This window comes from Streptomyces sp. NPDC005811, assembly GCF_040630405.1.
GTDB lineage: Bacteria > Actinomycetota > Actinomycetes > Streptomycetales > Streptomycetaceae > Streptomyces.
The window spans coordinates 84,780-108,661 of the sequence record NZ_JBEXXK010000037.1; the positions used below are offsets into that span (position 1 = coordinate 84,780).

Here is a 23,882-nt window from a genome sequence, read left to right on the forward strand (position 1 = left end):
CGCCTGAAGGCCCGTCCCTTTCCGGGGACGGGCCTTCGGGCGGTCACGGACGACCTGCGGTCAGCTCGGGTTGGTGTCGATGACGCCGATGCGCTCCGCCGCCGTCGTGCCCCGCAGGGCCTTGCGCAGCGCGGCCACGACATCCTGCGGCAGGATGTCCCGCTTGCCGCTCGCGCCGTCGACCTTCACCCCGTCGAACGTGCCGCCGTACGCCTTCTCCAGCGCCTTGAGGTTGTACGTCTCGACCAGCTTCCCGTTGATGGCCTTGACGCCGAGGATCTTCGGCAGCGACACCGGGCCGAACGGGATGCTGTGTGCCGCGTCCGTCTGCACGGTGACCAGGCCGGACATCGCCGGTTCGGCGAACTCCTTCATCATCCGGTCGACCTCGGCGTCCGTGATCGTCGGCTGCTTGGTCGTCGTCGGGACGGCCACCGCGGCGGTGGAGCCGGTCTCCACCTGGGTGCGGTACCCGGCGACGACGGCCTCCTCGGCCTTCGCCGCGTCGATGCCCTTGCCCGCCTTGCCGTAGACGGCGACGGCCTTGCCCGACTGGAACTTGATGGTGCCGTCGGTGGCCGAGCCCGCGCCGCCCGCCGCGCTCTGCAGCGCCGCCTGGAGCTTCTCCTCGTCGACCGGCATCTCGGGCTCGATCTCCCGGTGCTGCCCGAACAGCGAGCCGATCACGGAGACCGGGTTGTAGTCGCTCTTCGCGGCGTCGTCGAGGGTGGCCTGGATGTCGAACTGGAGGCCCGCCTGGTCCGGCTTGAGGGAGACGGTGTCGCCGTCGACGGACAGCTTCAGCGCCTGCGCGGCCCGCTTGTCGAAGGCGTCGTCGAGAATCTTGACGGCCTCGTCACGGGTGCTGCCGCCGATGTCGACACCGAGCACGGTGGTGCCCTTGGGCACGTCGGAGTGGTTCATCAGCAGTCCGGCGCCGTAGACGCCGACACCGCCGAGGACCAGGACGCCGCCGAGCAGGACCAGCTTGCTGCGGCCCTTCTTCTTCGCCTTCTTGGAGCCGGACGCGTTCCGCGCGTTCCCGGCGGCCGGCTTGGGCGTGTTCTTCGCCGCCGGCCCGCCGCTCGGCGTGGCGCCGGGCGCGAAGGGCGCCGGCGCGCCGGGGTTGCCCTGGCCGGCGGAGGGCACGACCGGGATGCCGCTGGTGACGGTGTGCCCGGAGACGTTGTCGGCGGGACGGCCGTAGCCGCCCGCGCCCGGCCCGGGGGCCTGGATCTGCGGGGTGAGGACCGCGGTGTCGTCGCTCAGACCGCCGCCGGGGAGCCGGGCGGTGCCGGGGCCCCCTCCGGGGCCGGTTCCGGGAGCGGCCGTGCGGGGACCGCCGGGACCCGCGGGGCCACCAGGCCGACCGGGACCGCCGTAGCCGTTGGGAGCACCGGGGGTGCCGGGGGCGCCGACGGCCGTGCCCGCCGCGCTCTGGGCCACCGGGGGCACCATCGGGCCGTCGCCGGTGACGGGGCCGCCGGTCGGGCCGGTGGGGCCCTGCGGGCCGCCGCGGCCGGGCGGGCCGGAGGGGCCGTCGGGGCCGTTGAAGTCGTGCCGGCTGCCGGGACCGGTGGCGGCGCCCTGGCCGTTCGCCCCGGGGAAGCCCTGCTGGTCGCCACGGCCGTTGTCGGAGAAGTACGGCAGCTCGTCGCGGCGCGCCTCGGCACCGCCGCCGCTCTGACCCGCCGGTGCCTGTCCCGGTCCCTGTCCCGGTCCCTGCGCCTGTCCGGGCCGGGAGGTGCCGAGCGGGCCCGCGGACAGCGCCTCGGTCACGTCGAAGGAACCGGTGCCGCCGCCGTGCCCGGGAGCCACCGGACCGCCGGTGGCACCGGGGAGCCCGGCGCCGTTGGTGCCGCCCGGCCGGGAGCCGATGGGCGCGCTCATGGAGCCGACCACGCCACCGGGCCGCCCGCCGGCCGGTCGCCCGGCACCGGGGCGCGCGCCGCCGGCCGGGGCACCCGGCCTGCCGGCACCCGACACGCCCGAACTGCCGGAAGTGCCCGCACCTGCGGCGGAACCGCCTGGAATGCCCGCCCCGTTGGTCGCCCCGCCGCCCTGACCGCCCTTGGCGGGCCCGGACTTGCGGGGGGCGAACCAGTCGCTGGCCTTCTCCTCGCCGGGGGCCGCGGGTTCGCCGGGCGCCGGGAAACTACCCGTGTCGGATCCGGAGAAACCGGAAGATCCGGAAGAACCGGCAGGGCCGGAAGAACCGGCGGAACCGGCGGAGTTGCCGGTATCGGTACGGGGACCGGCACCGGCCGCGGGTCCCGGCTGCGCGCCGGTGGCGGTGTCGTCGACCTCGGACTCGGCGACGGGCTTGCGCACGACGACCGGCGGAATGGGCCGGGAACCGGGGATGTTGATCCGGATCCGGGTCGTCAGCGTGGTCTCGGTCTTGCGTTCCTCCGGCTGGGCGGCCGAACGGCCCGCGTCCGCACCGCCGTCGGACACCACGGGGATGCCGTACGGCGGCGTACCCGAGGGGTACGCGGCCCCGCCGCGCCCGTTGGGCCCGGAGGACGGACTGTCAGTTTCACGACTCAAGGCAGGTTCTCCAGGTTGGCTCCGCCGCCTGCCACGACCTCACGGGCAGCTCGGCGGCGCGCACCACCATACTGGCCGCTTCTGGCGCGTATCCCACGACCGCCGTTGAAAACCCACACGGGACCCGCACGGCCGCGCCCTGCGAAGTGGTACGTCACTTGCCAAGTCGGACGTCGGGACGGTCCGGTTGCCGCCCCAGCCCAAGGGTGGCGCAGATCACAGCCAGCGCCATACCGCCGAGCAGGAAGAGGTAGGAGCCGCCTCCCGCGCCGAACAGGAAGTCGCCTTCGGGACGGCCCGCGGTGCACACGATGACGGTGATCATCCAGCCGGCGGCCGGGGCGACCGCCCCGGCACGGCTGTTCGAGGCCCGGGCGCCGCCGAGGAAGAGCCCGGCCGCGCCGGCGAGCGCGAGCAGCAGTCCGCCGGGGAACCAGCCGGCCTGCACGAGCGCACCGGCCAGGCCGGTGAGCGCGCCGAGCACGAAGAGCCCGAGGTAGGCGGCGATCCGCCGGCCGGACGGCCGCTGGAGGGGCTGGGCGAGCATCGATCCGGGACCGGACATCAGGCGACCCCCTCGATCCCGACCGCGACTCCGGCGAACAGGTCGGTCTCCCTGTTCTCCACCCGCTCCCCGGGTTCCCCGCGCACCAACTCGTAGTACTCGGTGGTGAAGAGGGGCTGGGCCAGCTCATTGGAGAGGGCGAAGCAGCGCTCGCCCGGGGCGACCTCGATCTGGGTGGCGTGCGCGCGCATCGCGGCGGCTTTCGCACTCGCATACGCCGTGCCGTCGATGGCGGCGGTGATCCGCTCGTCGTCGACGACACCGGGTACGTCACCGACGGCGGCGCTCTTGCCGAAGGGCAGCGTCGGCAACTCGTCCCGGAGCCGTTCGAAGGCGGCCTCGGCGACGGAACGCGGCACACGGTTGTAGTAGACCTTGGGGACGCTCCAGCCGGCTCCGCCCCCGGCCCCGGCCGCGAAGTCGACGGCCCGGAGGGCGACGCGGTGGGCCTGGATGTGGTCGGGGTGGCCGTAGCCGCCGTGGTCGTCATAGGCGACGACGACATGGGGACGCACTTCGAGGATCACCTCGGCGAGCGCGGCGGCGGCCTCGTCGACACTCGCCTGCCAGAAGCAGGCGGGATCGTCGTTGTCGGCGATCCCCATCATCCCGGAGTCCCCGTACCGCCCCACCCCGCCGAGCAGCCGGAAGTCCCCGACACCGAGCGCGGCCATGGCGTCGGTCAGCTCCCGCAGCCGGTGCTCACCGAGGGCGCCACCGCTCAGATGCCGCAGCTCCGGCGGGATGACCTCCCCCCGCTCACCGAGCGTGCAGGTCACGAGCGTCACCCGGGCACCCTCGGCCGCGTACCGGGCCATGGTCGCGCCGTTGTTGATCGACTCGTCGTCCGGATGCGCATGCACCAGCAGCAGACGCCGAGCGGGCAGTTCCGTCATGGGACCACCCTACGAGGCACCACCTGTCACACGGCCATCCGCCTCCTCGGGATCCTCAGGCGTCGCGGTCGGCCTCGGCGAAGATCTCTGCGGCGGAGGCTGTGGTCGCCGCCCGGCGGAGCCAGATACGCGTGAGGTCCGGGTCGTCGCAGGCGATGATGCGCTCGCGGATCTCGTCGGTGACACCGAGGCCACGGGCCTCCAGGACGAGCAGCACATCCTCGGCGCCCCGCTGGGCACGCCCCTCGTCCCGGATCTCTTCGGAGATGAACGACTTGTGGAAGGAAAGGTCGGCGGCCAGCGCGGCCAGCGCCGGGTCGGCGCGGACCTCCTCCGGGTCGGTGATCACGTCGCTCTGCGCGCACCATCGCCTCGTGGGACGACTTGACCATGCGGTTCATTCACCCTCGTGGCAGAGGCACTCCGCCGAGGTGTCGCTGCTGCGCGCGAGGGAACGCCAGGGTTCTGCCCATCCATCAGGAGGCCTTCCTCTTCCGCGGTGGTCAGGCCCTCGTACCGGGATTGCCCGTCCCGGCGGGGGCCGTCGCATTGCCGCAAGGGGTGTTGCGCCGAGAACAGAGCCGACAACAGCCGCCGTATCCGGTCCAGTTGGTGATGCTCACTCGCGAGAGTGAGACTCGCGAAGGACAAGCTCCGATGCCGGTTTCGCCGAGGGGTGCGGCATGACACAGGTGGAAGCGGACGAGCCGGGGTGGGAGGTGGATCCGGATGACGAGTGGGGGCTTGCGGTCATCGCCACCGTGGGGCCGCAGTTGAAGCTGCGGCGGGAGTCCCTGGGGATGCGGGCCGGGAAGTTCGGTGAGGCCGTCGGGTACGGCGAGGGGGGCCTGCGGATTGCTCTCGGCGATGAAGGAGGACGTGGAGAGGGTCCGGTACCCGAACTCGGGGTGTATGTCGGGCTGAGCCTGCACGGGTTGTTGCAGACGCCGGAACACGCGCGAGCTCTGTTTGAGGTCTGGCAGCCTGCGTACCCGTACGAGGAGGCCGAGCGTCGGGTGGCCGCCCGGATGGCCCGCAGTCCAGGAGGAGTCGACGTTGCGTGGGCCTGCGGATCCTCGAGCTGCGGTACGGCACCATCCGGGCCCAAGCCCTCCCGCCCCGGGAGTCGCCGGCCTTCGTCGAGCGACTCCGGGGAGAGACATGATGGAGAACCTGGCCTGGTTCAAGAGCAGTTACAGCGACGGCCCCCGCCTTCAGCTCTCGCCGAAGGCATGGGCCGACTTCGTGCCGTACGCGTCGGGGCGTTGACGGCGGGCGTCAGAACTTGATGCTGCCGATCATGCTCGCCACGCTCGTCGTCAGATCGTTGATCGTCCCCGCCATCGTCGAGGAGGCGAGGTAGAAGCCGAGCAGCATGCAGACGACCGCATGACCGCCCTTCAGTCCTGACTTCTTGATCAACAAGAAGACGATGATCGCCAGCAGCACCACCGCCGAAATCGAGAGTGCCACGGCGGCTCACCTCCAAGAACCCGGGAACGTGGGGGCAGGAACAGAACGAGGGAACTTGTAAATCCATACAACTGCCAGCAGGTTCATACCCACAGTGCGCTAGTGATCATAACTACGAGTACGTGCGCATCTCTCGGCGCACAGCCGCACAAGGGGGCGCATGGCCAATATGGTCGTGGGATGACGACCGAGTCCGACTCCTTCCCCCGCCGGCACGCGCGTACCCAGCGTTTCACGCTCGGCGCGCCGCGTTCGTTCACGGTGGCCCCCGACGGCTCCCGGGTCGCGTTCCTGCGCTCCGGCTCCGGTACGGATCGCGCAGGCGCCCTGTGGGTCCTCGATCCCACGGACGGCGCGGAGCGGATCGCCGCCGACCCGCGCGCCCTGCTCGGGGGTGCCGAGGAGAACCTCCCGCCCGAGGAGCGGGCGCGCCGGGAGCGCAGCCGGGAGGGCGGGGCCGGGATCGTCGGCTACGCCACCGACGAGGCCGTGGAACTGGCCTCTTTCTCGTTGTCGGGGCGGCTTTTCACGGCCGAGCTGAGGACCGGGACGGCGCGCGAGATCCGGGTGCCGGGGCCGGTGGTCGATCCCCGTCCGTCCCCCGACGGGCGACTCGTCGCGTATGTCGCGGGTGGTGCGCTGCGGGTGGTGAGTGCCGGGGGCGAGGGCGACCGGGTGGTCGCGGAGCCGGAATCCGGCACGGTTTCCTATGGATTGGCCGAGTTCGTCGCGGCGGAGGAAATGGCGCGTTCGCGGGGCTTCTGGTGGGCTCCGGAGTCGGACCGGCTGCTGGTGGCGCGGGTGGACGACACGCCGGTGGAGCGGTGGTGGATCTCAGACCCCGCGCAGCCGAAACGTGACCCACAACACGTGCCGTATCCAGCTGCTGGGACGGCCAACGCGGAGGTCAGGCTGTTCGTGTTCGGGCTGGACGGGGTGCGCACCGAGGTCGTCTGGGACCGGGCGCGCTACCCGTATCTGGCGCGAGTGCACTGGTCAGGGGCGGGTGCGCCGCTGCTGCTGGTCCAGGCGCGCGACCAGCGCAGCCAGCTGTATCTGGCGGTGGACACCGAGTCCGGGGTCACCCGGATGGTGCACGCCGACGAAGATCCGATTTGGCTGGATCTTTTCCCTGGGGTGCCGTGCTGGAGCCCCTCGGGGCAGTTGGTCCGGATCGCCGACGAGGGCGGCGCCCGGGTCCTCGCGGTCGGGGAACGGCCGCTGACCGGAGCGCAGTTGCACGTGCGGGCGGTGCTGGACGTGACGGCCGACGATGTGCTCGTCTCGGCGTCGGCCGGCGCGGAGGCGGAGAGCCCGGAAATCGGCGAGGTGCACGTCTACCGCGTCAACGAACTCGGCATGGAGCGCGTCTCGCAGGAGCCCGGCGTGCACTCCGCCGTGCGCGCCGGGGGCGTGACCGTGCTGGTGTCCGCGGTGCTCGACCGGCCCGGGAGCGTGGTGCGGATTCTGCGGGACCAAAAGCGGACAGCGACTGTCCGGTCGTACGCGGAAGATCCCGGTCTGTCCCCGCGCGTGACGCTCACCGAGGGGGGCGCACGGCGGATCCCGTGCGCCGTGCTTATGCCTACGGACTACCCCGGTGACACCTCGCAACCGTCCGCACCCCTGCTGCCCGTCCTCCTCGACCCCTACGGCGGCCCCCACGGCCCCCGGGTCCTCGCCGCCCACAACGCGCATCTGACCTCGCAGTGGTTCGCCGACCAGGGCTTCGCGGTGGTCGTCGCCGACGGGCGGGGCACCCCGGGCCGCTCCCCCGCCTGGGAGAAGGCTGTCCACCACGACTTCACCGTCAGCCTCGACGACCAGATCGAGGCGCTCCAGGACCTCGCCAAGTCGCACCCGCTGGATCTGACCCGGGTGGCGATCCGCGGCTGGTCCTACGGCGGCTGGCTGGCCGGGCTCGCGGTGCTGCGCCGCCCGGACGTCTTCCACGCGGGCATCGCCGGCGCCCCGGTCACCGACTGGCGCCTCTACGACACCCACTACACCGAGCGCTACCTCGGCGACCCTGCGGCGAACCCCGAGGCGTACGCGAAGAGTTCGCTCGTCACCGACGAGGGACTGTCCGCGCCCGCCGAGCCGCACCGGCCGCTGATGATCGTGCACGGCCTCGCCGACGACAACGTGGTCGTCGCGCACGCCCTGCGGCTGTCCTCGGCGCTGCTGGCGGCGGGCCGGCCGCACGAGGTGCTGCCGCTGTCCGGCGTCACGCACATGACCCCGCAGGAGCAGGTCGCGGAGAATCTGCTGCTGCTCCAGGTGGACTTCCTGAAGCGCTCGCTGGGGCTCGGCTAGGCAAGGCAACGGGCCGGGATGACATGGCGCATCCCGGCCCGTTTACGGCACCCGCACGGCCGTACGCTGTTCAGACTGACGCGTCCGTATATCGGAACCGGGTCGGCCAAGTTGCCTGCGTGTTAACGCGATTACGGCACAAATGTGCGGTTATGGGCCGTGGTTGCCGTGATCCACCCCGGCGAAGTGGCAGGCGGAGGCGTGCGCGGCGGGCCCGCCGAGGTCCCTCAGGGACTCCGGGACGGCGAGCACCGGCACCTCCTCGGCACACCGCTCGCGCGCCTTCCAGCAGCGGGTGCGGAAGCGGCAGCCGGAGGGCACGTCCGTCGGGGACGGGACGTCCCCGGTGAGGATGATCCGCTCGCGGCCCGCACGGGCCTCCGGGTCCGGGACCGGGACCGCCGACAACAGCGCCTGGGTGTACGGGTGCGTCGGACGGTCGTAGATCTGCTCGTCGGAGCCGATCTCCACGATCCGGCCGAGGTACATCACACCGACCCGGTCCGAGATGTGCCGGACGACCGACAGGTCGTGCGCGATGAAGAGGTACGACAGCGCGAACTCGCTCTGGAGCCGGTCGAGGAGGTTGACGACCTGGGCCTGCACCGAGACGTCCAGCGCGGACACCGGTTCGTCGGCGACGATCACCTCGGGGCGCAGGGCGAGGCCGCGGGCGATGCCGATGCGCTGGCGCTGGCCGCCGGAGAACTGGTGGGGGTAGCGGTTGATGTGCTCCGGGTTGAGGCCGACCACGTCGAGCAGCTCCCGCACCCGGCGGCGCCGGTCGCCCTTGGGGGCGGCCTCGGGATGGATCTCGTACGGCTCCCCGACGATGTCGCCGACCGTCATCCTCGGGTTGAGGGAGGTGTACGGGTCCTGGAACACCATCTGGATGTTGCGGCGGACGGCCTTCAGGGCGCGCCCTGACAGCCGGGTGATGTCCTCGCCCTTGTAGCGGATCCGGCCGCGCGTCGGGCGTTCCAGGCTGACCAGCAGCTTGGCGACCGTGGACTTGCCGCAGCCGGACTCGCCGACGATGCCGAGGGTCTCGCCCCTGCCGAGCGCGAAGTCGACGCCGTCGACGGCCTTCACCGAGCCGACCCGCTTCTTGAACAGGACGCCCCGGGTGAGCGGGTAGTGCTTGTACAGCCCGCTCACGTGGAGAATCGGCTCAGTCATGCAGGCACTCCCTCCAGAAGTGGCAGGCGCTGCCGCGGTCCTCGTCCACCGGGTGCAGCGGCGGTACGTCGGTCCGGCAGGCGTCCCGGGCCGCCGGGCAGCGGGGGTGGAAGGCGCAGCCGGGCGGGATGTCCATGAGGTTGGGCGGCAGGCCCTTGATGGCGTGGAGGGCGTGGCCCTTGCGGTCGAGGCGGGGGATCGAGTCGAGGAGGCCCCGGGTGTACGGGTGGGCGGGGGCCTTGTAGAGGGCGTGGACGGGGGCCGACTCGACGATCCGGCCCGCGTACATCACGGCGATGCGGTCGGCGACGTCGGCGACCACGCCGAGGTCGTGGGTGATGAGGACGAGGCCCATGCGGTACTCGCGGCGGAGTTCGGCGAGGAGGTCCATGACCTGGGCCTGGACGGTGACGTCGAGGGCGGTGGTGGGCTCGTCGGCGATGATCAGGGCCGGTTCGAGGGCGAGGGCCATCGCGATCATGATGCGTTGGCGCATGCCGCCGGAGAACTGGTGGGGGTAGTCGCCGACGCGCTGGCGCGCGGCCGGGATACGGACGCGGTCCATCAGCTCCACGGCCCTGGCCCGCGCGTCCTTCCTGGACATGCCCCGGTGGACGACGAACATCTCGCCGAGCTGGTCGCCGACGGGGACGACCGGGTTCAGGGAGGACAGCGCGTCCTGGAAGATCATCGCCATCTCGGCGCCCCGGATCCTGCGGCGCTCGTCCTCCTTCATCCTGAGCAGGTCCCGGCCCTTGAACAGCACCTCGCCGCCGGTGATCCGGCCGGGCGGTACGTCGAGGATCCCCATCACCGCCTGCGCGGTCACCGACTTGCCCGACCCGGACTCCCCGAGCACCGCGAGCGTCTCACCGGCGGCCACGGTCCAGCTCACCCCGTTGACGGCCCGCGCGATCCCGTCCCGCGTCCGGAACTCCACCCGCAGATCCCGCACGTCGAGCAGCACCTCCCCCCGGGAGCACGGCTCCACGAACTGCGCTTCCCCTGCTTCCCCTGCGTCCAACGGCATCGCCGGGTCACCTCGCCTTCCGGTCGGGGCGACGCGCGGCCGCGTCGCCGGGGACGATGGCGGCCGGGGCCGCTTCCCTGCGCATCGCTCCGTCACCTCAGCTTTGGGTCGAGGGCGTCGCGGATGGCGTCGCCGAGCATGATGAAGGCCAGGACCGTCAGGGCGAGGGCGCCGGAGGGCCACAGGAGGGCGTGGGGGGCGTTGCGGACGTAGGGCGAGGCGGCGGAGATGTCGATGCCCCAGGAGACCGTGGGCGGCCTCAGACCCACGCCGAGGTAGGAGAGCGTCGCCTCCAGGGCGATGTACGTGCCCAGGGCGATGGTCGCGACGACGATCACGGGGGCCACCGCGTTCGGGGCGATGTGGCGCAGGAGGATGCGGGAGGAGGAGGCGCCGAGGGCGCGGGCCGCCTGGACGTAGTCGTGCTGTTTCGCGGTGATCACCGAGCCGCGGGCGATCCGGGAGATCTGGGGCCAGCCGAGCAGCACCATGAACCCGATGACCGGCCAGACGGTGTCGCTGCCGACCACGGAGAGCAGCACCAGCCCGCCGAGGACCACGGGGATCGCGAAGAAGACGTCGGTGACACGGGAGAGGACCGCGTCGCCGGCGCCGCCGAAGAACCCGGCGAGACCGCCGAGGACGCTGCCGAGGACGGCGACCCCGAGGGTGGCGAGGACGCCGACCGTGACGGACGTACGGGCGCCGTAGACCGTGCGCGTGTAGACGTCGCAGCCCTGGCCGTCGTAACCGAAGGGGTGACCCGGTCCCGAGCCCTCCTGCGCGTGGGCGAGGTCGCACTTCAGGGGGCTCTCCCAGGTGAGGGCCGAGGGCCACAGGGAGATGAAGAGCAGGAAGAGGATGATCAGGGCGGAGGCCAGGAAGACCGGGTTGCGGCGCAGGTCGCGCCAGGCGTCGGACCAGAGGGAGCGGGGTCGGCCCGTCGAGCCGGCTGCCGGGGCCTTCTCCAGCGGCAGCGGCTCCCCCACCGTCAGCCCGGGCGCCGCGATCTCGCTCTCCGGCTCCAGTTCAGGCATAGCGGATCCTCGGGTCGAGTACGGCGTACAGGAGGTCGACGAGCAGATTGGTGACGAGGAAGACCAGGACGAGCACGGTGACGAAGCCGACGACCGTCTGGGTGTTCTGGCGGAGGATCCCCTGGTAGAGCTGGTAGCCGACGCCGTGGATGTTGAAGATCCGCTCGGTGACGATGGCGCCGCCCATCAGGAACCCGATGTCCGCGCCGATGAAGGTGACGACGGGGATGAGGGAGTTGCGCAGGAGGTGGCGGGTGACGACCCGCCGGCGCGGCAGCCCCTTGGCGACGGCCGTGCGGACGTAGTCGGAGCGCCGGTTCTCGGCGATCGAGGTCCGGGTCAGCCGGGTGACGTAGGCGAGCGAGACCGAGGCCAGGACCAGGCCGGGGACGAGGAGTTCGCCGAAGGCGGCGTCCGGGGAGACGGACGGCCTGATCCAGCCCCACTCGACGCCGAGCAGCAGCTGGAGCAGCAGACCGGTGACGAAGGTGGGTACGGAGATCACCACGAGGGTGGCCAGGAGCACCCCGGTGTCGACGGGGCGGCCCCGGCGCATCCCGGTGAGCACGCCGAGGGTGATCCCGATGACGATCTCGAAGAGGATCGCGACGAGCGTGAGGCGTGCGGTGACGGGGAAGGCCGTCGCCATCAGCTCGGTGACCGGCTGGCCGTTGAACGCCGTACCGAAGTCGCCGGTGAAGACGTTCCCCATGTACGTCAGGTACTGCTGCCAGACGGGCCGGTCGAGGCCGAACTCCTGCTTGAGCTGCGCGGTCGTCGCCGCGTCGCACTGCCGCTCGCCGCACAGGCCCGCGACGGGGTCGCCCATCACGTTCACCATGAGGAAGATCAGTAGCGTCGCTCCGAGGAACACGGGCACCATCTGCAGCAGTCGCCGTACGACGTACCGCCCCATGCCGGGTCAGCCGACCTTGATGTCGGTGTAGACGGGGACGGAGAACGGGTTGAGCCGGACGTCGGTGAGGCGTTCCCCGTAGCCGCCCGTGCCGTTCTGGTACCAGAGCGGGATGGCGGCCATGTCGTCCCGGACGACCCCCTCGGCCTGCTGGAACAGCGCCACGGCCTTCGCCGGGTCGGTCTCGGCGTTGGCCTGGTCGACGAGCCGGTCGAACTCCTTGTTGGACCACTTGCCGTCGTTGGAGGGGGCGTTGGTGTAGTAGAGCGGCTGGAGGAAGTTCTGGATGAGCGGGTAGTCCATCTGCCAGCCGGCCCGGAAGGGGCCGCTCAGCTTCTGCCGGGTGGTCTTGTCGCGGTAGTCCGCGAACGTGCCGATGGGGCTGCCGGCGCAGGCCCGGTCGTCGCCGAGGACGTTGTTGATGGAGTTGCAGACGGCGTCCACCCACTGCTTGTGCGAGCCGGCGTCCGCGTTGTACGTGATCCGCACCTGTCCGCCGGGCAGCCCCCCGCCCTCCTGGATCAGCTCCTTGGCCCGGGCGGGGTCGTAGGTGCACCACTCGCCGCACAGCCCCTTGCTGTCGCCGCCCTTGATCCCGAGGACCGGTGAGGTCCAGTCCGTCGCCGGGACCCGGGTGCTCCGGTAGATCGTCCTGGTGATCCGGTCCCGGTCGATGGCCATGGACAGCCCCTTGCGGACCTTGTCCATGCCGGGCTTGGCCCACTCCTTGTCGTAGTAGGGGAAGGCGATCGTCTGGATGATCCCGGCGGGCTGGTTGAGGTAGCGGCCGCCGAGGTCGCCGGGGGCGTTCTTGAGCTGGGCGGCGGGCACGTCGTCGGTGAGGTCGAGGTTGCCGGCCAGCAGGTCGGTGTAGGCGGTGTTGGGGTCGGTGTAGACCTTCAGGGTGACCCCGCCGTTGCGGGCCTTGTCCGGGCCGGGGTAGTCGGCCCGGCGGACCAGGTTCATCTGGGCGCCCCGGGTGTACGAGGCGATCGTGTAGGGCCCGTTGCCGACGGGCTTCTTCAGCCAGGCCTCGTGGTCGTCGAAGAACGCCCGGGGCAGCGGCGAGAAGACGGCGTAGCCGAGGGTGTCGGGGAAGGAGGAGAACTTCTGGCTGAGGCGCACGGTGAAGGTGCGGGCGTCGACGACCTTCAGTCCGGACAGGGTGTCGGCGCTCTGCTTCCCCGTCTCCGGGTGGATCCGGTCGTAGCCCTCGATGTACTTGAAGAACTCGGCCGCTTTCTGCGCGTTCTTCAGGCTCGCCCCGTAGTTCCAGGCGTCGACGAAGGAGCGCGCGGTCACCTTCTCGCCGTCGCTGAACGTCCAGCCGTCCTTCAGGGTGACCGTGAAGTTCTGCGAGTCCGGTGTCTCGATGCTCTGCGCCAGCATGTTCTGCGCCTGGGCGGTCTCGGGGTCGTACCGCTTCAGGCCGCGGAAGATCATGTCGAGGACCTTGCCGCCCTGCACCTCGTTGGTGTTGGCGGGCTCCAGCGGGTTCTGCGGGTCGCCCCAGGACGAGGTGAGGACCTCGCTCGTGTCGCCGCCGCTCCCCCCGCCGCCGCAGGCCGCCGTCGCGAGCAGGGCCGCCGCCGCGCACACGGCCCACCTGGCTTGCGTGGCTCCTCGCATGGAGTGCCTCCTCTTGACTGGCGCCGGACCCAGGAGTGCCTTGATCCTTTACCAGCCAATATCGGCACATGGTGGTTTCCGTGCACGTTCACCCCACCCGTACGGGTGCGAAGGGGCGTCAGAAGGAGGACCCCGAACGGCTCGGCTGAGCCGTTCGGGGGGGTGCCCGGCGCGGGACGGCCCGGCGCGGGACACGGCCTAGTGCGGTACGGCCTTGAAGACCACGTGTACGCCGCCGTGCGGTGACATGGAGATCAGCAGGTTCGACGACAGGGCCGCCGCCAGCCGCTCCAGCAGCGGCAGGGTCGGCACCCCGCGGCCGCACTCCATGCGCGACAGCGCGCCCTGGGTCATGCCCGCCTCGGTCGCGAGGCGCTCCTGGGTGAGCCCCAGCTCCAGCCGCCGGGCCCGCACGGCCGCCCCGAAGGGACGTCCGACAGCACCGGCTCTGCGTTCCGCTGCAACCAACAATTCGTCACTCCCCGTTTGTGTCTGACCAAGGATCAGGACTCGAGGGGCGCGCCGTGCGGTTCCTGGCTTGGGGAAGTCTTGAGGGCGCCTTTCATACCGCAAAGCGCATGAGGCCGTGCGGTGAGACGCTGCTCACTTCATACAGGCGATGCGATAACGACCTTCCGTGCGGAGAGGGCCAATTCGGCCCGCTCCGACCTGCGGCGACTTCCCGTACGCACGCTTTGCCCGGTGGCGGCCCGGGCTGTCAATGCCGTGCGGTGCATGGGCGTGTCCCGGCACCCCGCAACCCGTTTGCAGCCTTGTCCGTGCGCGGCCAATCTGACGGCGCGCTCCCGGTGGGCGCAGCGTTCCTGAAGGGGGAATCGTTCGTGCTGAGAATCTCAAGTGCCCTGGTGACCACGGCCGTCGTGGCCGGCGGGATCGTGACCGGTGTGGCCGCCCCGGCCTCCGCCGCGTGTGCCCCGAGCCCCGGGACGGGCTACCACATCACCAACAAGTCCACGGTGAGCAGGCCGACCAACCTGCACAGCGAGTGGATGTACGACAACCTCGGCGGCACCCTCACCTACAACCACACCAGGACGGCCACGGTGAGCGCGAGCGGCACCGCCGGGGTGGAGGCCGAGGCCGGGGTCATCTTCGCCAAGGCGAGCACCTCGTTCAGCGTGACCGTCGGCAAGTCCTGGTCGAAGTCGAACAGCTGGAGCTACTCGATCCCGGCGAAGAACAAGGCGGGCAAGACCAAGGTCCGCATGACGATGTTCCACGAGTCGAAGAAGTTCAAGGCCACGAAGTACTCGTACTACTACGACGGCCACTGCAAGTACCACGAGACCACCAAGTGGTCGAAGTGGTTCGTCGCCCCGGTGAAGGCGGACGCCAACGTCTGGGGCCTGGAGTGGAAGTAGCGGGGTGACGGCGGCTCAGGGGCCGGCGACCAGCTCGGTCTCGAATCCGTCCGTGTTCTCCAGGTAGGCGGCGTAGTGGTCGGGGCCGCCCGCGTGCGGGTAGCGGTCCGGGAAGAGCGGGGTCCAGCCGTGGGACGGGGCCTCGCGGGCCAGCGCGTCGACCTGCGCCCGGCTTCCAGCGTGGAACGCCAGGTGGTTGAGGCCCGGGCGCAGCCGGTCGTGGCCGGTGCCCGCCCGCAGCGCGGGGGACTCCTCCACGACCAGGTAGAGGTCCCCTTGGCGCCAGCTGCGGCCTCGGTCCCACTCCTGGTACGGCTCGTAGCCGAGCCTCCCCAGCAGCCAGCCCCACTCGTGGGCCGCTCTGGCCAGGTCCGGGACCCACAGTTCGATGTGATGAAGCATCGGCGTCCTTTCCGGGACAGCACGAAAGCCCGGCACCTCCGCGTGAGGTGCCGGGCTTCGTGGGTTCGTCACGCGGCGTGCACGACGTCCTTCTCCTCGGCGAAGTGGCAGGCCGACTCATGGGCCGCCGGGGTGTCCTCGCCCCGGAAGCGCTCCGGTACGGCGAGCACCGGGACCTCGGTCGAGCACTTGTCCTGCGCCTTCCAGCACCGGGTGCGGAAGCGGCAGCCGGACGGCGGGTTCGCCGGCGAGGGGACGTCACCGGTGAGGATGATCCGGTCGCGGCCCTCACGGGCCTCCGGGTCCGGGACCGGGACCGCCGACAGCAGCGCCTGGGTGTAGGGGTGCGTCGGGTGGTCGTAGATCTGCTCGTCGGAGCCGATCTCGGCGATCTTGCCGAGGTACATCACACCGACGCGGTCCGAGATGTGCCGGACGATCGACAGGTCGTGCGCGATGAAGATGTAGGAGAGGTTGAACTCGTCCTGCAGTCGCTCCATCAGGTTGATGACCTGGGCCTGGACGGACACGTCCAGCGCGGAGACCGGCTCGTCGCAGATGATGATCTCGGGGTTGAGGGCCAGGCCGCGGGCGATGCCGATGCGCTGGCGCTGACCGCCCGAGAACTGGTGCGGGTAGCGGTTGATGTACTCCGGGTTCAGACCCACGACGTCCAGGAGCTCCTGGACCTTCCGGCGCCGGTCCCCCTTCGGGGCCACCTCCGGGTGGATGTCGAAGGGCTCGCCGATGATGTCGCCGACCGTCATCCTCGGGTTGAGCGAGGTGTACGGGTCCTGGAACACCATCTGGATGTTGCGGCGGACCGCCTTCAGCGCGCGCCCGGACAGCTTGGTGATGTCCTGGCCCTTGTAGAAGATCTCGCCGGCGGTGGCCCGCTCCAGGTTCATCAGCAGCTTGGCGACCGTGGACTTGCCGCAGCCGGACTCGCCCACGATGCCCAGGGTCTCGCCCTGGTACAGGTCGAAGGAGACCCCGTCGACGGCCTTGACCGCGCCGATCTGCTTCTTGAACAGGATGCCCTGGGTGAGCGGGAAGTGCTTCACCAGGTTGCGCACCTGGAGGATCGGCTCACCGCGGTCCACCGGCGCCTCGATGGCGGCGACCGCCTCCGACTCGGAGTGGACGTCGGCGGTCTCCACCTCGGAGACGTTCGGCGTGGTCTCCTGCCCGTCGTTCTTGCTGAGCTCAGCCATGGATCGTCTCCTTCCAGAAGTGGCACGCCGAACCCCGGCCGACCAGTTCGGTCCCGTCCTGCTCGGTCACCGGCACCAGGGCCGGGATGTCCGTGCGGCAGATGTCCTGTGCCTTGGGGCAGCGCGGGTTGAAGGCGCAGCCGGTGGGGACCCGCAGCAGGTTGGGCGGCAGCCCCTTGATCGCGAACAGCTCCTGGCCCTTCTGGTCCAGGCGCGGGATCGAGTCCAGCAGACCGCGCGTGTAGGGGTGCGCGGGGCGCTTGTAGAGCTCGTGCACGGGGGCGCGCTCCACGATCCGGCCCGCGTACATCACGGCGATCTTGTCCGCGACGTCGGCGACCACGCCGAGGTCGTGGGTGATCAGGATCAGACCCATGTTGTACTCGCGCTGGAGCTCCGCGAGCAGATCCATGACCTGGGCCTGGACCGTCACGTCGAGGGCCGTGGTGGGCTCGTCGGCGATGATCAGGTCCGGCTCCAGGGCCAGCGCCATGGCGATCATGATGCGCTGGCGCATGCCGCCGGAGAACTGGTGCGGGTAGTCGTCCACCCGGGCCGCGGCGGCCGGGATCTTGACCTTGTCCATCAGCTCGATCGACTTGGTCCTGGCCTCCTTCTTGGAGAGGCCCTGGTGCACCCGGAACATCTCGCCGAGCTGGTAGCCGACGGAGAGCACGGGGTTGAGCGAGCTGAGCGCGTCCTGGAAGATCATGGCGATCCGCCGGCCGCGGATGCGCCGGCGCTCCTCGGCGGACATCTTCAGCATGTCCTGGCCGCGGAAGAGGATCTCGCCCTGCGGGATCCGGGCCGGCGGCATGTCGAGGATGCCCATGATCGCCTGCGCGGTCACGGACTTGCCGGAGCCGGACTCGCCGAGGACGGCGAGGGTCTCGCCGGCCTTCACGCTGTAGTCCACGCCGTTGACGGCCCGGACGACACCCTCGCGGGTGGCGAACTCGACGTGCAGGTCACGCACTTCGAGCAGCGGCCCGTCGTCACCCTCGCGGGGCGCCGGCACCGGTGCGGTTTCTTCGATGATGGTCACGTACGCCTCCCTCAGCGCGTCTTCGGGTCAAGGGCGTTGCGTACCGCTTCACCGAGCATGATGAACGCCAGCACCGTGATGGTGAGCATGATCGAGGGGTACAGCATGATCCACTGCGCCACTCGGATCTGGTTGCCGCCGTCGGAGATGTCGTTGCCCCAGGACACGCCGTTCAGGCCGAGGCCCAGGAAGGACAGCGTGGCCTCGGAGCCGATGTAGACACCGAGCGAGATGGTCGCGACGACGATCACCGGGGCCAGGGTGTTCGGCAGGATGTGCCGGAACAGGATGCGCGGGGTGCTCGCACCCAGCGCCTTGGCCGCCTGGACGTAGTCGGACTGCTTGGTGGTGATCACCGCGCCGCGCATCACACGGGCCAGCTGGGTCCAGCCGAAGAAGCCCAGGGCGCCGATGACGACCCAGGCCGTGCGCTCCGGGAAGGAGTTGAGGACGACCATGGTGCCCAGCAGGAACGGGATGCCGAAGAACACGTCCACGAGCCGGGACAGGATCGAGTCGACGATCCCGCCGAAGTAGCCGGCGATCATGCCGACCAGACCGCCCACGACGGTCACCACGATCGTGGTGCCGAAGCCGACGGCGATGGAGGCCCGGGCGCCGTAGATGAGCCGGGCGTAGACGCTGCGGCCCTGCTGGTCGTAGCCCAGCCACTCGGGCGAGAAGAGCTTCCCGAGCTGCGGCTTCTGGAGGAAGTGCTTGGACAGGTCGCCGTAGGTCGGGTTGGCGCTGGTGAACCAGCCGGGGAAGAAGGTGATCGTCAGCAGCAGCAGGATCAGGATCGCGGAGACGATGAAGATCTTGTTGCGGCGCAGGTCCTGCCAGGCGTCGCCCCACAGGCTGCGGACCTTCTCGGCCTTGACCGGCTGAGGGGCGGCATCGGCGACGGCGGTGTCCGGCGCGGTGACGGTCTCGGATTTGGTCATGTCAGGCATAGCGAATCCTCGGGTCAAGGACCGCGTAGAGCAGGTCGACAAGGAGGCTGGCGACGAGATAGACGAGGACGAGGATGGTCACCAGACCCACGAGGGTGGTGCCTTCCCGGCGGATGATCGACTGGTAGATCGTGCCGCCGATGCCCTGGATGTTGAAGATGCCCTCGGTGACGACGGCTCCGCCGAGCAGGGCGCCGATGTCCGTGCCGAGGTAGGTGACCACGGGGATCATCGAGTTGCGCATCAGGTGGACGCCGACCACGCGGCGCCGGGGCAGGCCCTTGGCGATGGCCGTACGGACGTAGTCGGCCCGCATGTTCTCGGCGATCGACGTACGGGTCAGCCGGGACACATAGGCGAGTGACGCCGTGGCCAGCACAATCGCCGGCATCAGCAACTGACCGTAGTTCGTCGCGTCGTTGACGTTCGGTTCCAGCCAGTTGAGTTCGTCGGCGAAGATCCACTTGAGGATGAAGCCGAGGACGAACACCGGCACCGAGATCAGCAGCAGCGTGACCAGCAGCACCGCGGTGTCCGCGGCGCGTCCGGCGCGCAGGCCCGCGTACACGCCGAGGGCGATGCCGATGACGAGCTCCAGGACGAACGCGAATCCGCCGAGGCGCAGGGTCACCGGGAACGCGTCGCCGAGCACGTCGGTGACGGGCCGGCCGCTGGCGATCTGCGTACCGAAGTCACCGTGCAGGACGATGCCCTTCATGTACTCCCAGTACTGCACGAGGATCGGCTGGTCGAGGCCGTACTGGTGCTTGAGGGCGGCGATCACCTGCGGGCTGCCGCCCTTGTCGCCGAACAGCCCTCGCACGGGGTCGCCGGGCAGGGCGTAGACCATGAGAAAGATCAGCAGGGTTGTCCCGATGAAGACCGGGATCATCTGGAGCAGTCGTCGTGCGACATAGCGCCCCATCGTGCCTCCATAAAAAGTCACAGCGGCAGCAGGCGGGCCCTTTCCCCGCGCACCGTTTCACGATGCGTGTGGAAAGGGCCCCCCGGCCGCTTCCGCTGCTGCCCGGGGCGCGGCGTGCGCGCCCCGGGGCAACGGGCTGTCTGCGGTTACTTCTTGACCTGGACGCCGGTCAGGATCGGGTCTCCGTCCTGGGCGAACTTGACGCCCGAGACCTTCTCCGAGTAGCCCGCGTTGACCTTGTAGTACCAGAGCGGAATGCTCGGCATGTAGTTCGGGAGCTGCTTCTCGATCGCCTGGTACTTCGCGACCGAGTCGTCCAGCGTGGTGGCGCTGTCGGCGGCGGCGATCTCGTCGTCGATCGTCTTGTTGGAGAAGCCGCTCTGGTTGCCGTCCGACTTCGAGCCGAAGAGGTCACGGATGAAGTTGGCGTTCATCGGGAAGTCCAGCACCCAGCCGGAGCGGTACAGGGACTTGACCTCCTTGGCGTCACGGGCCTTGAGGTCGGCCTGGAAGTCGGCCTTCGGGTCCGTGCTGCACTTCACACCGGTGGCGTTGGTGATGGAGTTGCAGACGGCCTCCACCCACTCCTTGTGACCGCCGTCGGTGTTGTACTGGATGGTGATCGCGTTGCCGGGAACGCCGCCACCCTCCTTGATGAGCGCCTTGGCCTTGGTCGGGTCGTACTTCGTGACGTCACCCGCGGCGTCGGCCTGGTAGCCGAGGACGCCCTTCGCGACCCAGCCGGTGGCGGGCTCACGGGTGCCCTGGAGCACGGTCTTGGTGATGGTGTCGCGGTCGATCGCCATCGACAGGCCCTGGAGGACCTTCGGGTTGATGTCCTTCCACTGCTTCGTGTAGAAGGCCGGGGCGATCGTCTGGATGGCGGAGTACGCCTGGTCGACCGCGCGGTCGCCGAGGTCCTGCTTGTAGACCGGCAGGTCCTTCGGGGCGACCTGGGTGATGACGTCCAGGTTGCCGGACTTCAGGTCCTCGTAGGCGGTCTCGAGGGTGGAGTAGTTCTTGAAGACCACACCACCGTTCTTCGCCGCGTTGGAGCCCTTGTAGCCGGCGAACTTCTTGACCGTGATGGCCTTCTTGTGGTCCCAGCTCACGAACTGGTAGGGACCGTTGCCGACCGGCTTCTCACCGGCGGCCTTCGGGTCCTTGAAGAAGGACTCGGGCAGCGGCGAGAAGACCTCGTAGCCGAGCTTGTAGACGAAGTACGGGATCGCCTTGGTGAGCGTGATGGTGAAGGTGTTGTCGTCGACGACCTTCAGACCGGAGAGCTCGGTGGCCTTGGGCTTGCCCGAGGCGGGCGCGACCTCGTCGTAGCCCGCTATGTCGGAGAACCAGAAGCTGTTGGTCTGCTTGTTCTCCGGGTTGGCGGCCCAGTTCCAGGCCTTGACGTAGGACTCGGCGGTGACCGGGGTGCCGTCGTGGAACTTCCAGCCGGCCTTCAGCTTGACCGTGTAGGTCTTGCTGTCGGTGGTGTCGACCGACTCGGCGTTCATGTTGACGATCTTGCCGTCGCTGTCGTAGTCCACCAGACCGGTGAACAGCGACTTGATCACGATGCTGCCGTAGGACTCCATCGTGTTGGCGGGCTGCAGCGGGTTCTGCGGCTCACCGGACTCGACCGTGAACGTGCCGTTCGGGTCGATGGCGGCCTTACTGTCGCCCTTGCTGTCGCCGTCGCCACCACCACAGGCGGTCGCTCCCAGTGCCACAACTGCGGCCATCGCGACCCACTTGGCACTCCTCGCACCGCGCATGGGTTCCTCCTCAAGAATCCATTGGTTCACTGCACAGGGCAGCACACGACACAACACCGTTGCCGGTGCCTGAAAATGGTCGGTGCCCCCAGCGCTCGCGAGCCTGCGCCGCCTGTCGGCGCCTGACCCGTCCTCCGAGCTCTACGCGCCTAACTATCTGCCATCAGCGAAGACCGAACCACACCGTCAAGGTCTCGGTTCGATCACACCTCGCTGCTACATCTTCCAAAATCCGGACAAAGGGATAGAGGGAAGATCCCTGCGAAACGGACTTGTTACACATCTATCGACGATGAGTGTCCGCATTCCGGACGCGGGGGAGCGAAAAACCAGTTGCGGCTACCGTGGCCACTGTGCGGGGGTCCGCTTGGCATGTCCACCGTCCTCAACGGGGCATCCCCGCAAGGGCGTTCGCCGAGACCGCACCCGCAGTGCGCACACTGCACACACATCCGAGGCTAATACCGATCGACCCCTTGCGGGCGGTTCCGCACGCGATCAAAGGGTTATCCCTATGTCCCCTCGGAGTAAAAACTGTGTTCAACAAGTGAGCCAGGCCCCGCGGCGCGGGACCTGGCTCGCTCGTTACGGGGTGGGTCAGCCGTGCTTGGCGCGGCTGGCGGTACGGGCGCGCTCGCGGGCGTCCAGGACCACCTTGCGGATGCGGACGGCCTCCGGGGTCACCTCGACGCACTCGTCGTCACGGCAGAACTCCAGCGACTGCTCCAGGGAGAGCTTGCGCGGCGGCACGATGGCCTCGAACGAGTCGGCCGAGGACGACCGCATGTTCGTGAGCTTCTTCTCCTTGGTGATGTTGACGTCCATGTCGTCGGAGCGGGAGTTCTCACCGACGATCATGCCCTCGTACACCTCGGTGCCGGGGTCCGTGAACAGCACGCCGCGCTCCTGGAGGTTCGTCATCGCGAAGGCGGTGACGGAACCGGAGCGGTCGGCGACCAGCGAGCCGTTGTTACGGGTCTGGAGGACGCCGAACCAGGGCTCGTGGCCCTCGTGGATGGAGTGCCCGATGCCCGTGCCGCGGGTCTGCGTCAGGAACTCGGTACGGAAGCCGATGAGACCGCGGGACGGCACGACGAACTCCATGCGGACCCAGCCCGAGCCGTGGTTGGACATGTTGTCCATCCGGCCCTTGCGGACGCCCATGAGCTGCGTGACCGCGCCCATGTGCTCCTCGGGCACGTCGATCGTCATGCGCTCGACCGGCTCGTACGTCTTGCCGTCGACCTCCTTCGTGACGACCTGCGGCTTGCCGATGGTCAGCTCGAAGCCCTCACGGCGCATCTGCTCGACCAGGATGGCGAGCGCCAGCTCACCACGGCCCTGGACCTCCCAGGCGTCCGGACGCTCGGTGTCGAGCACCCGCAGGGAGACGTTGCCGATCAGCTCGCGGTCGAGGCGGTCCTTGACCTGGCGGGCGGTGACCTTGCGGTCCTTGACGGCGGCCTTCGCGTCGGCGCCCTTGCCGGAGCCGCCGCGACCGACCATCGGCGAGGTGTTCGTACCGATGACCATCGAGATCGCCGGCTCGTCGACCGTGATCAGCGGCAGCGGGATCGGGTTCTCGGTGTCGGCGAGGGTCTCGCCGATCATGATGTCCGAGATACCGGCGACGGCGCAGATGTCGCCCGGGCCGGCCTTCTCGGCAGGCTTGCGGGTGAGCGCCTCGGTCATCAGCAGCTCGGTGATGCGGACGTTCGCCATCGTGCCGTCACGCTTGATCCAGGTGACGGTCTGGCCCTTGCGCAGCTCGCCCTGCTCGACGCGGAGCAGCGCGATACGGCCGAGGAAGTTGTCGGCGTCCAGGTTGGTGACGTGCGCCTGGAGCGGGGCCGCCTCGTCGTACTCCGGGGCCGGGACGTGGGAGAGGATCGTGGAGAAGAACGGCTCCAGGCTGTCGCTGTCGGCCGGAACGGTGCCGTCCGCCGGCTTGGTCAGCGAGGCCACGCCGTCCCGCGCGCACGCGTAGACGATCGGGAACTCGATCTGGTCCTCGTCGGCGTCCAGGTCGAGGAAGAGGTCGTAGGTCTCGTTGACGACCTCGTCGATGCGCGAGTCCGGGCGGTCCGTCTTGTTGATGCACAGGATGACGGGCAGGCGCTGCTGGAGCGCCTTGCGGAGCACGAACCGGGTCTGCGGCAGCGGGCCCTCGGAGGCGTCGACGAGCAGCACCACCGCGTCCACCATCGACAGACCGCGCTCGACCTCGCCACCGAAGTCGGCGTGGCCCGGGGTGTCGATGATGTTGATGGTGATGACGTCGCCGCCATCCTTCGGGTGGTACTTCACGGCCGTGTTCTTGGCCAGGATCGTGATGCCCTTCTCACGCTCCAGGTCGTTCGAGTCCATCATTCGGTCGTCGAGCGATTCGGCCGCATGCGCCGCGAAGGCACCGGCCTGCTTCAGCATGGCGTCGACGAGGGTCGTCTTGCCGTGGTCGACGTGGGCGACGATGGCGACGTTGCGGATGTCGTGGCGCGTGGCCATAAAGCGGCGTTCTCCCGGAGTGTGAGGAAGGCCCGTCGTGTACGTCTGTGTGACGCGGGCCCTGCCGGGCTTGACATGCCACGGCCTCACCCC

Annotated in this window: 21 protein-coding genes and 1 pseudogene; 4 read left to right on the forward strand and 18 right to left on the reverse strand. The window is 69.6% G+C overall.

The features are described from left to right. Nucleotides 1-60 precede the first annotated feature (60 nt). The 4 genes from ABZ490_RS33510 to ABZ490_RS33525 form a co-directional block, all read right to left on the reverse strand. Nucleotides 61-2,550: a hypothetical protein gene (locus ABZ490_RS33510; RefSeq protein WP_358998593.1), complete on the reverse strand. Its 2,490-nt coding sequence runs from the start codon at nucleotides 2,548-2,550 to the stop codon at nucleotides 61-63. A 154-nt stretch (nucleotides 2,551-2,704) separates the two neighbouring features. After that, on the reverse strand, nucleotides 2,705-3,115 hold the full coding sequence (locus ABZ490_RS33515) for a DUF6113 family protein (RefSeq protein WP_358998596.1): 411 nt from the start codon (nucleotides 3,113-3,115) through the stop codon (nucleotides 2,705-2,707). After that, complete coding sequence (gene mshB / locus ABZ490_RS33520) at nucleotides 3,115-4,011, reverse strand: N-acetyl-1-D-myo-inositol-2-amino-2-deoxy-alpha-D-glucopyranoside deacetylase (protein WP_358998599.1); 897 nt, start codon at nucleotides 4,009-4,011, stop codon at nucleotides 3,115-3,117. Before mshB ends, ABZ490_RS33515 begins: the two co-directional genes overlap by 1 nt. A gap of 55 nt (nucleotides 4,012-4,066) precedes the next feature. Then, nucleotides 4,067-4,360 carry a hypothetical protein gene (locus tag ABZ490_RS33525; protein ID WP_358998602.1) on the reverse strand — a complete coding sequence of 98 codons (294 nt, stop codon included), beginning with the start codon at nucleotides 4,358-4,360 and terminating at the stop codon, nucleotides 4,067-4,069. Between the two features lie 334 nt (nucleotides 4,361-4,694). On the opposite strand from ABZ490_RS33525, the pseudogene ABZ490_RS33530 reads away from it, so the two are divergent. Together ABZ490_RS33530 and ABZ490_RS33535 are read left to right on the forward strand one after the other, a co-directional pair. Next, nucleotides 4,695-5,176, forward strand: a pseudogene (locus ABZ490_RS33530) (Scr1 family TA system antitoxin-like transcriptional regulator). Further along, nucleotides 5,173-5,280: a DUF397 domain-containing protein gene (locus ABZ490_RS33535; protein WP_358998605.1), complete on the forward strand. Its 108-nt coding sequence runs from the start codon at nucleotides 5,173-5,175 to the stop codon at nucleotides 5,278-5,280. Before ABZ490_RS33530 ends, ABZ490_RS33535 begins: the two are co-directional and overlap by 4 nt. 9 nt (nucleotides 5,281-5,289) lie before the next feature. On the opposite strand, the gene ABZ490_RS33540 is transcribed toward ABZ490_RS33535, so the two are convergent. After that, complete coding sequence (locus ABZ490_RS33540) at nucleotides 5,290-5,484, reverse strand: hypothetical protein (RefSeq protein WP_055635483.1); 195 nt, start codon at nucleotides 5,482-5,484, stop codon at nucleotides 5,290-5,292. Between the two features lie 180 nt (nucleotides 5,485-5,664). Between ABZ490_RS33540 and ABZ490_RS33545 the strand changes: the two genes are divergently transcribed. After that, complete coding sequence (locus tag ABZ490_RS33545) at nucleotides 5,665-7,800, forward strand: prolyl oligopeptidase family serine peptidase (RefSeq protein WP_358998609.1); 2,136 nt, start codon at nucleotides 5,665-5,667, stop codon at nucleotides 7,798-7,800. Nucleotides 7,801-7,950: 150 nt separating this feature from the next. Here the strand turns inward: ABZ490_RS33545 and ABZ490_RS33550 are convergent, their stop codons facing one another. The 6 genes from ABZ490_RS33550 to ABZ490_RS33575 all read right to left on the reverse strand — a co-directional run bounded on the left by ABZ490_RS33550 (nucleotide 7,951) and on the right by ABZ490_RS33575 (nucleotide 14,062). Next, on the reverse strand, nucleotides 7,951-8,979 hold the full coding sequence (locus ABZ490_RS33550; protein ID WP_358998612.1) for a dipeptide ABC transporter ATP-binding protein: 1,029 nt from the start codon (nucleotides 8,977-8,979) through the stop codon (nucleotides 7,951-7,953). Further along, a complete protein-coding gene (locus tag ABZ490_RS33555; RefSeq protein ID WP_358998699.1) occupies nucleotides 8,972-9,946 on the reverse strand; it encodes an ABC transporter ATP-binding protein in 975 nt (324 codons plus the stop codon). Before ABZ490_RS33555 ends, ABZ490_RS33550 begins: the two co-directional genes overlap by 8 nt. A 155-nt stretch (nucleotides 9,947-10,101) precedes the next feature. Beyond that, nucleotides 10,102-11,046 (reverse strand): ABC transporter permease, encoded by a 945-nt coding sequence (locus ABZ490_RS33560; RefSeq protein ID WP_358998615.1) that lies wholly within the window; start codon nucleotides 11,044-11,046, stop codon nucleotides 10,102-10,104. Continuing rightward, nucleotides 11,039-11,962 carry an ABC transporter permease gene (locus tag ABZ490_RS33565; protein WP_358998618.1) on the reverse strand — a complete coding sequence of 308 codons (924 nt, stop codon included), beginning with the start codon at nucleotides 11,960-11,962 and terminating at the stop codon, nucleotides 11,039-11,041. The genes ABZ490_RS33560 and ABZ490_RS33565 overlap by 8 nt, the downstream gene beginning before the upstream one ends. 6 nt (nucleotides 11,963-11,968) lie before the next feature. Further along, the gene (locus ABZ490_RS33570) at nucleotides 11,969-13,591 is read right to left on the reverse strand and encodes an ABC transporter substrate-binding protein (RefSeq protein WP_358998621.1); all 1,623 of its coding nucleotides are present in this window, start codon (nucleotides 13,589-13,591) and stop codon (nucleotides 11,969-11,971) included. Nucleotides 13,592-13,789: 198 nt separating this feature from the next. Further along, nucleotides 13,790-14,062, reverse strand: coding sequence for a helix-turn-helix transcriptional regulator (locus ABZ490_RS33575; RefSeq protein WP_358998624.1), 273 nt, complete (start codon nucleotides 14,060-14,062; stop codon nucleotides 13,790-13,792). Nucleotides 14,063-14,433: 371 nt separating this feature from the next. Here ABZ490_RS33575 and ABZ490_RS33580 point away from each other — a divergent pair, with 371 nt between their 5' ends. Beyond that, nucleotides 14,434-14,973, forward strand: a complete 540-nt coding sequence (locus tag ABZ490_RS33580; protein WP_358998627.1) for a hypothetical protein — start codon at nucleotides 14,434-14,436, stop codon at nucleotides 14,971-14,973. A 15-nt stretch (nucleotides 14,974-14,988) separates the two neighbouring features. Here ABZ490_RS33580 and ABZ490_RS33585 read toward each other — a convergent pair whose 3' ends face one another. The 7 genes from ABZ490_RS33585 to typA form a co-directional block, all read right to left on the reverse strand. Continuing rightward, on the reverse strand, nucleotides 14,989-15,375 hold the full coding sequence (locus tag ABZ490_RS33585; RefSeq protein WP_358998630.1) for a VOC family protein: 387 nt from the start codon (nucleotides 15,373-15,375) through the stop codon (nucleotides 14,989-14,991). Between the two features lie 68 nt (nucleotides 15,376-15,443). After that, on the reverse strand, nucleotides 15,444-16,589 hold the full coding sequence (locus ABZ490_RS33590) for a dipeptide ABC transporter ATP-binding protein (protein ID WP_358998633.1): 1,146 nt from the start codon (nucleotides 16,587-16,589) through the stop codon (nucleotides 15,444-15,446). After that, on the reverse strand, nucleotides 16,582-17,634 hold the full coding sequence (locus ABZ490_RS33595) for an ABC transporter ATP-binding protein (RefSeq protein ID WP_358998636.1): 1,053 nt from the start codon (nucleotides 17,632-17,634) through the stop codon (nucleotides 16,582-16,584). Before ABZ490_RS33595 ends, ABZ490_RS33590 begins: the two co-directional genes overlap by 8 nt. A gap of 11 nt (nucleotides 17,635-17,645) precedes the next feature. After that, the gene (locus ABZ490_RS33600) at nucleotides 17,646-18,587 is read right to left on the reverse strand and encodes an ABC transporter permease (protein ID WP_358998639.1); all 942 of its coding nucleotides are present in this window, start codon (nucleotides 18,585-18,587) and stop codon (nucleotides 17,646-17,648) included. Continuing rightward, nucleotides 18,580-19,512 (reverse strand): ABC transporter permease, encoded by a 933-nt coding sequence (locus ABZ490_RS33605; RefSeq protein ID WP_358998642.1) that lies wholly within the window; start codon nucleotides 19,510-19,512, stop codon nucleotides 18,580-18,582. The genes ABZ490_RS33600 and ABZ490_RS33605 overlap by 8 nt, the downstream gene beginning before the upstream one ends. Nucleotides 19,513-19,658: 146 nt before the next feature. Then, nucleotides 19,659-21,284: an ABC transporter substrate-binding protein gene (locus ABZ490_RS33610; RefSeq protein WP_358998645.1), complete on the reverse strand. Its 1,626-nt coding sequence runs from the start codon at nucleotides 21,282-21,284 to the stop codon at nucleotides 19,659-19,661. A gap of 597 nt (nucleotides 21,285-21,881) precedes the next feature. Beyond that, nucleotides 21,882-23,789 carry a translational GTPase TypA gene (typA, locus tag ABZ490_RS33615; protein ID WP_358998648.1) on the reverse strand — a complete coding sequence of 636 codons (1,908 nt, stop codon included), beginning with the start codon at nucleotides 23,787-23,789 and terminating at the stop codon, nucleotides 21,882-21,884. Nucleotides 23,790-23,882: the final 93 nt, after the last annotated feature.